Origin of the sequence: Citrobacter telavivensis (genome assembly GCA_009363175.1) — a bacterium.
Lineage (GTDB): Bacteria > Pseudomonadota > Gammaproteobacteria > Enterobacterales > Enterobacteriaceae > Citrobacter_A > Citrobacter_A telavivensis.
Genome location: CP045205.1, coordinates 2,220,135 through 2,232,335 on the forward strand (window position 1 = coordinate 2,220,135; position 12,201 = coordinate 2,232,335).

Below are 12,201 nucleotides of genomic sequence, written 5' to 3' on the forward strand. Positions count from 1 at the left end.
ACTGGAAGCATGCTGACTATGGCTACGATTCATGTAGACGGCAAAGAATATGAGGTCAACGGAGCGGACAACCTGCTGGAAGCTTGTCTGTCTCTCGGCCTTGATATTCCGTACTTTTGCTGGCATCCGGCGCTGGGAAGCGTTGGTGCTTGCCGCCAGTGTGCGGTGAAGCAATACCAAAACGCGGAAGACACGCGTGGTCGCCTGGTGATGTCTTGTATGACACCGGCCACCGAAGGCACGTTTATTTCGATTGACGACGAAGAAGCGAAACAGTTCCGCGAAAGCGTGGTGGAGTGGTTAATGACCAACCACCCGCACGATTGTCCGGTCTGTGAAGAGGGCGGTAACTGTCATCTTCAGGATATGACCGTGATGACCGGCCACAGTTTCCGTCGTTATCGTTTCACCAAGCGTACTCACCGCAATCAGGACCTCGGACCGTTCATCTCTCACGAAATGAACCGCTGTATCGCCTGCTATCGCTGCGTGCGTTACTACAAAGATTATGCAGACGGCACCGATCTTGGCGTGTATGGCGCGCACGATAACGTCTACTTCGGTCGCCCGGAAGATGGCACGCTGGAAAGCGAGTTCTCCGGCAACCTGGTGGAAATCTGCCCGACCGGCGTCTTCACTGATAAAACGCACTCCGAGCGTTATAACCGTAAATGGGACATGCAGTTTGCACCGAGCATCTGCCAGCAGTGTTCCATCGGCTGTAACACCAGCCCGGGCGAGCGCTACGGCGAACTGCGTCGTATCGAAAACCGCTACAATGGGACCGTTAACCATTACTTCCTCTGCGACCGCGGTCGTTTTGGCTATGGTTACGTGAACCTGAAAGACCGTCCGCGTCAGCCGGTACAGCGTCGTGGCGATGACCTGATCACCCTCAACGCCGAGCAGGCGATGCAGGGCGCGGCAGACATTCTGCGTCAGTCGAAGAAAGTGATTGGCATCGGTTCTCCGCGCGCCAGCGTCGAGAGCAACTTCGCGCTGCGTGAACTGGTTGGAGCGGAAAACTTCTACACCGGGATTGCACATTCCGAGCAGGAACGTCTGCAACTGGCACTGAAAGTGCTGCGTGAGGGCGGAGTGCATACCCCTGCGCTGCGTGATATCGAATCTTACGATGCGGTGCTGGTGCTGGGCGAAGACATCACTCAGACCGGTGCTCGCGTTGCGCTGGCCGTGCGTCAGGCGGTAAAAGGCAAAGCACGCGAAATGGCGGCAGCCCAGAAAGTGGCTGACTGGCAGATTGCGGCGATCCTCAACATCGGCCAACGTGCGAAGCATCCGCTGTTCGTGACCAACGTGGACAACACGCGTCTGGATGATATCGCTGCCTGGACCTACCGTGCGCCGGTTGAAGATCAGGCGCGCTTAGGTTTCGCTATCGCCCACGCGCTGGACAACACGGCACCAGCCGTTGACGGCATCAGCAGCGATTTGCAAAACAAAATCGACGTGATCGTTCAGGCGCTGGCCGGGGCGAAAAAACCGCTGATTATTTCTGGCACCAACGCCGGTAGCACTGAAGTGATTCAGGCGGCTGCCAACGTGGCGAAAGCGCTGAAAGGTCGCGGGGCTGACGTCGGCATCACGATGATTGCCCGTTCTGTTAACAGTATGGGCCTGGGCATTATGGGTGGCGGTTCACTTGATGATGCGTTGACTGAACTGGAAACCGGTCGTGCAGACGCGGTGGTAGTGCTGGAAAACGATCTGCATCGTCACGCGTCGGCAACGCGCGTGAATGCCGCGCTGGCAAAAGCGCCGCTGGTAATGGTGGTTGACCATCAGCGCACCGCGATCATGGACAACGCCCACCTGGTGCTTTCTGCGGCAAGCTTTGCCGAAAGCGACGGTACGGTCATCAACAACGAAGGCCGCGCTCAGCGTTTCTTCCAGGTTTACGATCCGGCGTACTACGACGCCAACACCATTATGCTGGAAAGCTGGCGCTGGCTGCATTCGCTGCACAGCACCGTGCAGAGCCGCGAAGTGGACTGGACGCAGCTTGACCACGTTATCGACGCTGTAGTTGCCGCGATACCTGAACTGGCCGGCATTAAAGACGCTGCGCCGGATGCCACCTTCCGCATTCGTGGACAGAAACTGGCGCGTGAGCCGCACCGTTACAGCGGTCGTACAGCCATGCGCGCGAACATCAGCGTTCATGAACCGCGTCAGCCGCAGGACAAAGACACGATGTTTGCCTTCTCGATGGAAGGGAACAACCAGCCGTCCGCGCCGCGTTCACAGATTCCATTTGCCTGGGCTCCGGGCTGGAACTCCCCGCAGGCGTGGAACAAGTTCCAGGATGAAGTGGGCGGTAAGCTGCGTCATGGCGATCCGGGTGTGCGTCTGATCGAAGCGTCAGAAGGCGGTCTGGATTATTTCACGACCGTTCCGGCGAGCTTCCAGGCGCAGGACGGACAGTGGCGTATCGCGCCGTACTACCATCTGTTTGGTAGCGACGAATTGTCTCAGCGCGCGCCGGTCTTCCAGAGCCGCATGCCGCAACCGTACATCAAACTCAACCCGGCCGATGCCGCGAAGTTGGGCGTGAATGCCGGTACCCGCGTCTCCTTTAGCTACGATGGCAATACGGTCACGCTACCGGTTGAAATCGCTGAAGGGTTGACGGCAGGGCAGGTCGGTTTGCCGATGGGCATGCCGGGCATTGCCCCTGTTCTGGCGGGCGCACGTCTTGAGGATCTGCAGGAGGCACAACAATGAGTTGGATTACACCGGATCTGATTGAGATCCTGCTGACCATCCTCAAAGCGGTGGTGATCCTGCTGGTGGTGGTCACCTGCGGGGCATTCATGAGCTTTGGCGAACGTCGTCTGCTGGGGCTGTTCCAGAACCGTTACGGACCGAACCGTGTAGGCTGGGGCGGTTCGCTCCAGTTGGTCGCGGACATGATTAAGATGTTCTTTAAAGAAGACTGGATCCCGAAATTCTCGGATCGCGTCATCTTTACGCTTGCGCCAATGATTGCCTTTACTTCGCTGCTGTTGGCGTTTGCCATCGTGCCGGTGAGTCCGGGTTGGGTGGTTGCGGATCTGAACATCGGGATCCTGTTCTTCCTGATGATGGCGGGTCTGGCGGTGTATGCGGTGCTGTTCGCCGGTTGGTCGAGCAACAACAAATACTCGCTGTTGGGTGCAATGCGTGCGTCTGCGCAGACGCTCAGCTACGAAGTGTTCCTCGGACTTTCCCTGATGGGCGTGGTGGCGCAGGCCGGTTCATTTAACATGACCGACATCGTCAACAATCAGGCCGATATCTGGAACGTTATTCCGCAGTTCTTTGGTTTTGTCACCTTCGCTATCGCAGGCGTGGCGGTGTGTCACCGTCACCCGTTTGACCAGCCGGAAGCCGAGCAGGAACTGGCCGATGGTTATCACATTGAATACTCCGGGATGAAGTTCGGTCTGTTCTTTGTGGGGGAGTACATCGGTATCGTCACCATTTCTGCGCTGATGGTTACCTTGTTCTTCGGTGGCTGGCATGGCCCGTTATTACCGCCATTCATCTGGTTCGCGCTGAAAACCGCGTTCTTCATGATGATGTTCATTTTGATTCGTGCGTCGTTACCGCGTCCTCGTTATGACCAGGTAATGTCCTTCGGCTGGAAGATCTGCCTGCCGCTGACGCTCATCAACTTGCTGGTAACGGCGGCTGTCATTCTCTGGCAGGCGCAATAAGGGACACAAAGACCATGACCTTAAAAGAATTGTTAGTAGGTTTCGGCACCCAGGTACGCAGTATCTGGATGATCGGCCTGCACGCGTTCGCGAAACGCGAAACGCAGATGTACCCGGAAGAGCCGGTCTATCTACCGCCCCGTTTTCGTGGTCGTATCGTTCTGACGCGCGACCCGGACGGCGAGGAGCGCTGCGTTGCCTGTAACCTGTGTGCGGTAGCGTGTCCGGTAGGCTGTATTTCTCTGCAAAAAGCGGAGACCAAAGACGGTCGCTGGTATCCGGAGTTTTTCCGCATCAACTTCTCACGCTGCATTTTCTGCGGTCTGTGCGAAGAAGCCTGTCCGACAACCGCGATTCAGCTTACGCCAGATTTCGAACTGGGTGAGTACAAGCGCCAGGATCTGGTTTACGAGAAAGAGGATCTGCTGATCTCCGGTCCGGGTAAATATCCGGAATATAACTTCTACCGGATGGCAGGTATGGCAATCGACGGCAAAGATAAGGGCGAAGCAGAGAACGAAGCTAAGCCTATCGACGTCAAGAGCCTGTTACCGTAAGGAGAGGGGCAATGGAGTTCGCTTTTTATATCTGTGGCCTGGTCGCCATTCTCGCTACCTTGCGGGTGATCACCCATACCAATCCGGTGCACGCGCTGCTGTACCTGATTATTTCGCTGCTGGCGATTTCTGGAGTGTTCTTCTCGCTGGGGGCTTACTTCGCGGGTGCGCTGGAAATTATCGTTTATGCCGGCGCCATTATGGTGCTGTTCGTGTTCGTGGTGATGATGCTTAACCTGGGCGGTTCTGAAATCGAACAGGAGCGCCAGTGGCTGAAACCGCAGGTGTGGATTGGTCCGGCGATTCTGTCGGCCATCATGCTGGTGGTGATTGTGTACGCCATTTTGGGTGTTAACGACCAGGGTATCGACGGTACGCCAATCAGCGCGAAAGCGGTGGGTATTACACTGTTCGGGCCTTATGTACTGGCGGTTGAGCTGGCGTCCATGCTGCTGCTGGCGGGGCTGGTTGTCGCCTTCCACGTCGGTCGCGAAGAGCGCTCTGGCGAAGTGCTGAACAACCGGAAAGACGACAGCGCGAAAAGAAAAACGGAGGAGCACGCATGATCCCCTTACAACATGGACTGATCCTCGCTGCGATTTTATTCGTTCTGGGCTTAACCGGTCTGGTTATCCGCCGCAATCTGCTGTTTATGCTGATCGGTCTGGAAATCATGATCAACGCTTCCGCGCTGGCCTTTGTGGTCGCCGGTAGCTATTGGGGCCAGACCGATGGTCAGGTGATGTATATTCTCGCTATCAGCCTTGCGGCTGCCGAAGCGAGTATTGGACTTGCGCTGTTGCTGCAACTTCATCGCCGTCGCCAGAACCTGAACATCGATTCAGTAAGTGAGATGCGTGGATGAACATGCTTGCCTTAACCATCATTCTGCCATTGATTGGCTTTGTCCTGCTGGCGTTCTCTCGCGGACGCTGGTCAGAAAATCTCTCCGCCACCGTAGGCGTGGGCTCCATCGGTCTGGCGGCGCTGGTCACCGCCTTTGTGGGTGTCGACTTCTTCGCGAACGGCAAGCAGGCGTTTAGCGTCCCGCTGTGGACGTGGATGTCTGTCGGTGACTTCAACATTGGTTTTAACCTGGTACTGGACGGCCTGTCGCTGACCATGCTGTCGGTGGTCACCGGTGTTGGCTTCCTGATCCACATGTTCGCGTCCTGGTACATGCGCGGTGAAGAGGGGTATTCCCGCTTCTTCGCCTACACCAACCTGTTTATCGCCAGCATGGTTGTTCTGGTGCTGGCCGATAACCTGCTGTTGATGTACCTCGGCTGGGAAGGGGTGGGTCTGTGCTCCTATCTGCTGATCGGTTTCTACTACACCGATCCGAAGAATGGCGCGGCGGCCATGAAAGCGTTTGTCGTGACCCGTGTGGGTGACGTGTTCCTCGCCTTCGCACTGTTCATTCTGTACAACGAACTGGGCACCCTGAACTTCCGCGAGATGGTGGAACTGGCGCCGGCACACTTCGCCGCAGGCAACAATATGCTGACGTGGGCGACGCTGATGCTGCTGGGTGGCGCGGTCGGTAAATCGGCACAGCTGCCGTTGCAGACATGGCTGGCTGACGCGATGGCGGGCCCGACGCCTGTTTCCGCGTTGATCCACGCCGCAACGATGGTCACCGCCGGTGTCTACCTGATTGCCCGTACCCACGGCCTGTTCCTGATGACCCCGGAAATTCTGCATCTGGTGGGTATCGTTGGTGCGGTGACGCTGGTGATGGCAGGGTTTGCTGCCCTGGTACAGACCGACATCAAACGCGTACTCGCCTATTCCACCATGAGCCAGATAGGCTACATGTTCCTGGCGCTGGGCGTTCAGGCATGGGATGCGGCGATTTTCCACCTGATGACGCACGCCTTCTTTAAAGCGCTGCTGTTCCTGGCGTCCGGTTCCGTCATTCTGGCCTGCCATCACGAACAGAACATCTTCAAGATGGGCGGCCTGCGTAAGTCCATTCCGCTGGTTTATCTCTGCTTCCTGGTGGGGGGCGCGGCGCTGTCGGCACTGCCATTGATTACTGCTGGCTTCTTCAGTAAGGATGAGATTCTGGCGGGGGCCATGGCAAATGGTCATATCAATCTGATGGTGGCAGGTCTGGTCGGTGCATTCATGACCTCCCTGTATACCTTCCGTATGATTTTCATCGTGTTCCACGGTAAAGAACAAATTCACGCTCATGCAGGGAAGGGGATTACTCACCACCTGCCGTTGATTGTCCTGATGATTCTGTCCACCTTCATTGGCGCGCTGATTGTACCGCCGCTGCAGGGGGTATTGCCGCAGACAACAGAACTTGAGCATGGCCGCGTGATGACCCTGGAAATTACCTCTGGCGTGGTGGCGATTGCGGGCATCCTGATTGCTGCATGGCTGTGGCTGGGTAAACGTACGCTTGTGACGTCGATTGCCAACAGTGCGCCTGGCCGTCTGCTGGGGACCTGGTGGTATAACGCCTGGGGCTTCGACTGGCTGTACGACAAAGTGTTCGTTAAGCCATTCCTTGGCGTCGCCTGGCTGCTTAAACGCGATCCGCTTAATGCGCTGATGAACGTACCGGCAATTCTTTCCCGCTTCGCAGGTAAAGGTCTGCTGTTCAGCGAGAACGGTTATCTGCGCTGGTATGTCGCGTCAATGAGCATTGGCGCCGTCGTGGTGCTGGCACTGCTGATGGTATTGCGTTGAGTTTGAGGATTGGGGTGTTTTGCCCGGTGGCGCAGGGCTTACCGGGCCTACGAAACGTAGGTCGGATAAGCGCTAGCGCCATCCGACAGTACCCAAAAGAATTTTCGAAATTCGTTGAAAATCAGGTCCTTTAGAGGACTTTTACAAGGAATAAAGATCACCATGTTATTACCCTGGTTGATACTAATCCCCTTTATCGGTGGCTTTCTGTGCTGGCAGACCGAACGCTTTGGCGTGAAGGTGCCGCGCTGGATAGCGCTGGTAACCATGGGACTGACGCTCGCGCTTGGCCTGCAACTGTGGCTACAGGGCGGCTATTCGCTGACGCAATCTTCTGGCATTCCGCAGTGGCAGTCTGAATTTGTCCTGCCGTGGATCCCGCGCTTTGGCATCTCAATTCATCTGGCAATCGACGGCTTGTCGCTGCTGATGGTGGTGCTAACCGGCCTGCTCGGCGTTCTGGCGGTACTGTGCTCCTGGCGAGAAATCGAAAAATATCAGGGCTTTTTCCACCTGAACCTGATGTGGATCCTCGGCGGCGTTATCGGTGTGTTCCTTGCCATCGACATGTTCCTGTTCTTCTTCTTCTGGGAAATGATGTTGGTGCCGATGTACTTCCTGATCGCGTTGTGGGGCCATAAGGCGTCTGACGGTAAAACGCGTATCACGGCGGCAACCAAGTTCTTCATTTACACCCAGGCGAGTGGTCTGGTGATGCTGATTGCCATCCTGGCGCTGGTGTTCGTTCACCACAATGCGACCGGCGTGTGGACCTTCAACTATGAAGACCTGCTGAAAACCCCGATGTCGCACGGCGTCGAGTATCTGCTGATGCTGGGCTTCTTCATCGCGTTTGCGGTGAAAATGCCGGTGGTTCCGCTGCACGGCTGGCTGCCGGATGCGCACTCCCAGGCCCCGACCGCGGGTTCCGTTGACCTCGCCGGTATTTTGCTGAAAACCGCCGCTTACGGTCTGCTCCGCTTCTCCCTGCCGCTGTTCCCGAACGCGTCGGCGGAATTCGCGCCTATCGCGATGTGGCTGGGTGTCATCGGTATCTTCTACGGTGCGTGGATGGCGTTCACGCAGTACGACATCAAACGTCTGATCGCCTACACCTCGGTTTCACACATGGGCTTCGTGCTGATTGCCATCTACACCGGCAGCCAACTGGCATATCAGGGGGCGGTGATTCAGATGATCGCGCACGGCCTGTCCGCGGCGGGTCTGTTCATTCTGTGTGGTCAGTTGTACGAACGTCTGCACACTCGCGACATGCGCATGATGGGCGGTTTGTGGGGCAAAATGAAATGGTTGCCTGCACTGTCTATGTTCTTCGCGGTGGCGACGCTGGGTATGCCAGGTACCGGTAACTTCGTTGGCGAATTCATGATCCTGTTCGGCAGCTACCAGGTGGTTCCGGTCATCACCGTGATTTCGACCTTTGGTCTGGTGTTTGCCTCTGTTTACTCGCTGGCGATGCTGCATCGCGCTTACTTCGGTAAAGCAAAGAGCCAGATTGCAAAACAAGAACTGCCAGGGATGTCGCTGCGTGAGCTGTTTATCATCCTGTTGCTGGTCGTGCTTCTGGTACTGCTTGGCTTCTATCCGCAGCCGATTCTGGATACCTCGCATTCTGCGATGAGCAACATCCAGCAGTGGTTTGTTAATTCCGTTACTACTACAAGGCCGTAAATCGCCATGACAATAACTCCACAACACCTGATTGCGCTGCTACCGCTGCTGATCGTCGGCTTGACGGTGGTGGTTGTGATGCTCTCCATTGCGTGGCGACGCAATCACTTCCTCAATGCCACGCTGTCGGTCATTGGGCTTAACGCCGCGCTGGTTTCGCTCTGGTTTGTTGGCCAGGCTGGCGCGATGGATGTCACCCCGCTGATGCGGGTTGACGGTTTCGCGATGCTCTATACCGGACTGGTTCTGCTGGCGAGTCTGGCGACCTGTACCTTTGCCTACCCGTGGCTGGAAGGCTATGACGACAACCGGGAAGAGTTCTACCTGCTGGTGCTGATTGCCGCGCTGGGCGGTATTCTGCTGGCGAACGCGAATCATCTGGCGGCGCTGTTCCTCGGTATCGAGCTTATCTCCCTGCCGCTGTTCGGCCTGGTGGGTTATGCGTTCCGTCAGAAACGATCGCTTGAAGCCAGTATCAAATACACCATCCTGTCTGCCGCCGCCTCTTCATTCCTGCTGTTCGGTATGGCGCTGGTGTACGCGCAGTCTGGCAACCTGTCGTTTGTTGCGCTTGGTAAGAGCCTCGGCGACGGTATGCTGAACGAGCCGCTGCTGCTGGCAGGCTTCGGGATGATGATTGTGGGACTGGGCTTTAAACTCTCGCTGGTTCCGTTCCACCTCTGGACGCCAGACGTGTACCAGGGCGCTCCGGCTCCGGTTTCCACCTTCCTGGCGACGGCGAGCAAAATCGCTATCTTCGGTGTGGTGATGCGTCTGTTCCTGTACGCGCCGGTTGGCAACAGTGAAGCGGTTCGCGTGGTGTTGGGCGTGATTGCCTTTGCCTCCATCATCTTCGGTAACCTGATGGCGCTGAGCCAGACCAACATCAAGCGTCTGCTCGGTTACTCGTCTATCTCTCACCTCGGCTACCTGCTGGTGGCACTGATTGCCTTGCAGAGCGGCGAGATGTCAATGGAAGCGGTCGGCGTTTACCTCGCCGGTTACCTGTTCAGCAGCCTCGGCGCATTCGGCGTAGTCAGCCTGATGTCCAGCCCGTACCGTGGCCCGGATGCCGATTCTCTGTTCTCCTACCGTGGTCTGTTCTGGCATCGTCCGATCCTCGCGGCAGTGATGACGGTGATGATGCTGTCTCTGGCCGGTATCCCGATGACGCTGGGCTTTATCGGTAAGTTCTACGTGCTGGCAGTCGGTGTGCAGGCGCACCTGTGGTGGCTGGTTGCCGCTGTGGTGGTGGGTTCCGCGATTGGTTTGTACTACTACCTGCGCGTTGCCGTGAGTCTGTACCTGAGCGCACCGCAGCAGCTTAACCGTGATGCGCCGTCTAACTGGCAGTACAGCGCAGGCGGCATCGTGGTGCTGATCTCCGCGCTGCTGGTGCTGGTGCTGGGTATCTACCCGCAGCCGCTGATAAGCATCGTGCAGTTAGCCGCACCGCTGATGTAAGCGAAAAGCAGAAACGACAAACCCGCTCCGGCGGGTTTTTTTATGCCGAATTCCATACGATGAAATACGTAAGGCGTGATTCGGTTATGGTATAACGCAGATGCCTACGTGACAGGATGCAAAAATGTTCTTTACACATTCATCAACTTCATCCATTGGCTATTGGTTTACAGGTGCAGATGAGCACCAGAATCTTATTGTTGGTAATAAGATTAAAAATGCGCACCGTGGTCCACCGTGGATGGTTGTGGATCAAACGATCTCCTCGGTGATTGTAACGGCCAGGCACTGGCCTGGTCGTTTATGGCGTGTTCGTGTCATCAGGATGGGCGACATGTCTGGGTTGGTCGCTAACCCTGGCTACTGGCGCGCCAGTAAAATTGAGCTGATCGAAGCACTTTCCTGCGGTGTGCTGTTTGGCATGGCAGGGGAAGCAATAGTGACGCTACTGCAAGATATCAAATGTATAGACACAGAGCGGGCTGCGCTACTACAGACAAACCTGCCAGCGGATGCGCAACAACTCTGGCAACTGGCCTGGAAAAACTGGAATCGTCGTTTGCCCTCGCCAAGAACTGAGTATGATGATGAAAACGAAGAATTAACGCTGGGATGGCCTGGGCGTGATGACAAGGAGGTCTCTCCTGTCGGACGTGGTTTTATGCTGGTACAGGAACTCTTCCGCCAGCATGTCCGCGAAACTCAAGGCTCTGCGGCCTTTATCCGGGTTGAGGAGGACGGAGAGACAGAAGAATATCTGACGCCTCTGTGGTCAGCGGCTATACGGGCGCTGTTGTTTCGGATGATGGCGTTGGCAGAACGGGAATATCTTAGCCCGAGCGAATTCGCTCAATTAAGCCAAAGCTGGAACGCTGTTTTTGTCGGGAAACCCTGCATTCGTGACCGCCCAGGGGGGCTGCGGTAGGGTATAAATAAAGACTCCAGCGTGCCAGCCTGGCGCAAAAGAGAAACGGCCTGAAGAGAGGGCCGTTCGTCTTTCAATACTCAGTATTCCGTGCACTCAAAACATCTTAAGCGAACCTCAGGCAATCAGCTGACGGCTGACCAGCGGGCCGCTGACGTTTTGCGCCGCACGGTCCATCACTTCCTGAATAACGGATGACAGTTCATTGACCTCAAACTTTGCCACGTAGCCATCGGCTTTAACTTTGCGGACGTGATCTTCGTTGGCGCTGCCGGAGAGAGAAGAGTGAATCACCACCGGGATCTTCTTCAGCCGCTCGTCGGTTTTGATTTTCCGGGTGAGGGTGAAACCATCCATCTCCGGCATTTCAAGATCGGTTAGCACCAGTGCGATCTTCTCGCTGATCGCTTTGCCTTCCGCCTCCGCTTCCTGCGTCAACTGCTGGATTTTGTCCCACGCATCTTTACCGGTGACGTGCATCTGGTGGGGAATCTCCATTGCCGTCAGCGCTTTCTCCAGCATCGCGCGGGCCACGCGGGAATCTTCCGCGACAATGGCGACGGCACCGGGAGTGATGTTGAACTTATTGGTTTTCAGTTCCGTTGCGCGCAGGTCGTGATTCGACGGCACGATGTCATACAGGATCTGCTCAACGTCGAGCACCAGCGCCAGGTTGTTGGTCTCTTTGTCCTCATCCAGACAGGCGATACTGGTGATATAGCGGCCGTTCACCGCTTTCTCTGCGGTGTGTACCTGCTTCCAGTCCAGGCGCATAATGTTTTCCACTGACTCGACGGCGAAGGCCTGCACGCTACGGGCGTATTCGGTGATCAGCAGAATGTTGAGCCCATTCTCCGGTTTGCAGCCGGCAACGGCCGGGAGGTCAATGACCGGAATAACCTGATCGCGAATGTTGACCATTCCCAGCAGGGGGGCCTTCATCCCCGCCGGACGGGTAAAGGCAGGCATGGGTACAATTTCGCGCAATTTAAACACGTTAATGCCAAACAGCTCGGACTTCTGTTCGTGCAGGGAGTTTCCCAGGCGAAACAGCAGCAGCTCAAAGCGGTTGGACAGGGTCAGATTCGCCCTGTCATCGATATCTTTCTGGAAATTATCCATTCTGCCCTCAGTGTGAATA

At 56.2% G+C, this 12,201-nt stretch carries 10 protein-coding genes; 9 read left to right on the forward strand and 1 reads right to left on the reverse strand.

Annotation, left to right across the window (positions count from 1 at the left end; translation table 11 throughout):
- Positions 1 to 18 precede the first annotated feature (18 nt).
- From nuoG to GBC03_12975, 9 genes are all read left to right on the forward strand, one after another.
- A complete protein-coding gene (gene nuoG, locus GBC03_12935; GenBank protein QFS71045.1) occupies positions 19 to 2,745 on the forward strand; it encodes an NADH-quinone oxidoreductase subunit NuoG in 2,727 nt (908 codons plus the stop codon).
- Entirely contained in the window at positions 2,742 to 3,719 is a 978-nt protein-coding gene (gene nuoH, locus GBC03_12940) for an NADH-quinone oxidoreductase subunit NuoH (protein ID QFS71046.1), read from the forward strand. The genes nuoG and nuoH overlap by 4 nt, the downstream gene beginning before the upstream one ends.
- A 14-nt stretch (positions 3,720 to 3,733) precedes the next feature.
- Complete coding sequence (gene nuoI, locus GBC03_12945) at positions 3,734 to 4,276, forward strand: NADH-quinone oxidoreductase subunit NuoI (GenBank protein ID QFS71047.1); 543 nt, start codon at positions 3,734 to 3,736, stop codon at positions 4,274 to 4,276.
- Positions 4,277 to 4,287: 11 nt separating this feature from the next.
- The gene (nuoJ, locus tag GBC03_12950; GenBank protein ID QFS71048.1) at positions 4,288 to 4,842 is read left to right on the forward strand and encodes an NADH-quinone oxidoreductase subunit J; all 555 of its coding nucleotides are present in this window, start codon (positions 4,288 to 4,290) and stop codon (positions 4,840 to 4,842) included.
- Positions 4,839 to 5,141, forward strand: coding sequence for an NADH-quinone oxidoreductase subunit NuoK (gene nuoK, locus GBC03_12955; GenBank protein ID QFS71049.1), 303 nt, complete (start codon positions 4,839 to 4,841; stop codon positions 5,139 to 5,141). The genes nuoJ and nuoK overlap by 4 nt, the downstream gene beginning before the upstream one ends.
- Entirely contained in the window at positions 5,138 to 6,979 is a 1,842-nt protein-coding gene (gene nuoL, locus GBC03_12960; protein ID QFS71050.1) for an NADH-quinone oxidoreductase subunit L, read from the forward strand. Before nuoK ends, nuoL begins: the two co-directional genes overlap by 4 nt.
- 162 nt (positions 6,980 to 7,141) lie before the next feature.
- Complete coding sequence (gene nuoM, locus GBC03_12965) at positions 7,142 to 8,671, forward strand: NADH-quinone oxidoreductase subunit M (GenBank protein ID QFS71051.1); 1,530 nt, start codon at positions 7,142 to 7,144, stop codon at positions 8,669 to 8,671.
- A 6-nt stretch (positions 8,672 to 8,677) separates the two neighbouring features.
- A complete protein-coding gene (gene nuoN / locus GBC03_12970) occupies positions 8,678 to 10,135 on the forward strand; it encodes an NADH-quinone oxidoreductase subunit NuoN (protein QFS71052.1) in 1,458 nt (485 codons plus the stop codon).
- A 334-nt stretch (positions 10,136 to 10,469) separates the two neighbouring features.
- Positions 10,470 to 11,060, forward strand: a complete 591-nt coding sequence (locus GBC03_12975) for a hypothetical protein (protein QFS71053.1) — start codon at positions 10,470 to 10,472, stop codon at positions 11,058 to 11,060.
- 117 nt (positions 11,061 to 11,177) lie between these two features.
- Here GBC03_12975 and GBC03_12980 read toward each other — a convergent pair whose 3' ends face one another.
- The gene (locus GBC03_12980; protein QFS71054.1) at positions 11,178 to 12,182 is read right to left on the reverse strand and encodes a response regulator; all 1,005 of its coding nucleotides are present in this window, start codon (positions 12,180 to 12,182) and stop codon (positions 11,178 to 11,180) included.
- Positions 12,183 to 12,201 lie beyond the last annotated feature (19 nt).

What these genes read in the sequence shown, in the direction of transcription:
- nuoG (QFS71045.1), top strand. Translation starts at nt 19, where the DNA reads ATGGCTACGATTCATGTAGACGGCAAAGAATATGAGGTCAACGGAGCG.
- nuoH (QFS71046.1), top strand. Translation starts at nt 2,742, where the DNA reads ATGAGTTGGATTACACCGGATCTGATTGAGATCCTGCTGACCATCCTC.
- nuoI (QFS71047.1), top strand. Translation starts at nt 3,734, where the DNA reads ATGACCTTAAAAGAATTGTTAGTAGGTTTCGGCACCCAGGTACGCAGT.
- nuoJ (QFS71048.1), top strand. Translation starts at nt 4,288, where the DNA reads ATGGAGTTCGCTTTTTATATCTGTGGCCTGGTCGCCATTCTCGCTACC.
- nuoK (QFS71049.1), top strand. Translation starts at nt 4,839, where the DNA reads ATGATCCCCTTACAACATGGACTGATCCTCGCTGCGATTTTATTCGTT.
- nuoL (QFS71050.1), top strand. Translation starts at nt 5,138, where the DNA reads ATGAACATGCTTGCCTTAACCATCATTCTGCCATTGATTGGCTTTGTC.
- nuoM (QFS71051.1), top strand. Translation starts at nt 7,142, where the DNA reads ATGTTATTACCCTGGTTGATACTAATCCCCTTTATCGGTGGCTTTCTG.
- nuoN (QFS71052.1), top strand. Translation starts at nt 8,678, where the DNA reads ATGACAATAACTCCACAACACCTGATTGCGCTGCTACCGCTGCTGATC.
- GBC03_12975 (QFS71053.1), top strand. Translation starts at nt 10,470, where the DNA reads ATGTCTGGGTTGGTCGCTAACCCTGGCTACTGGCGCGCCAGTAAAATT.
- GBC03_12980 (QFS71054.1), bottom strand. Translation starts at nt 12,182, where the DNA reads ATGGATAATTTCCAGAAAGATATCGATGACAGGGCGAATCTGACCCTG.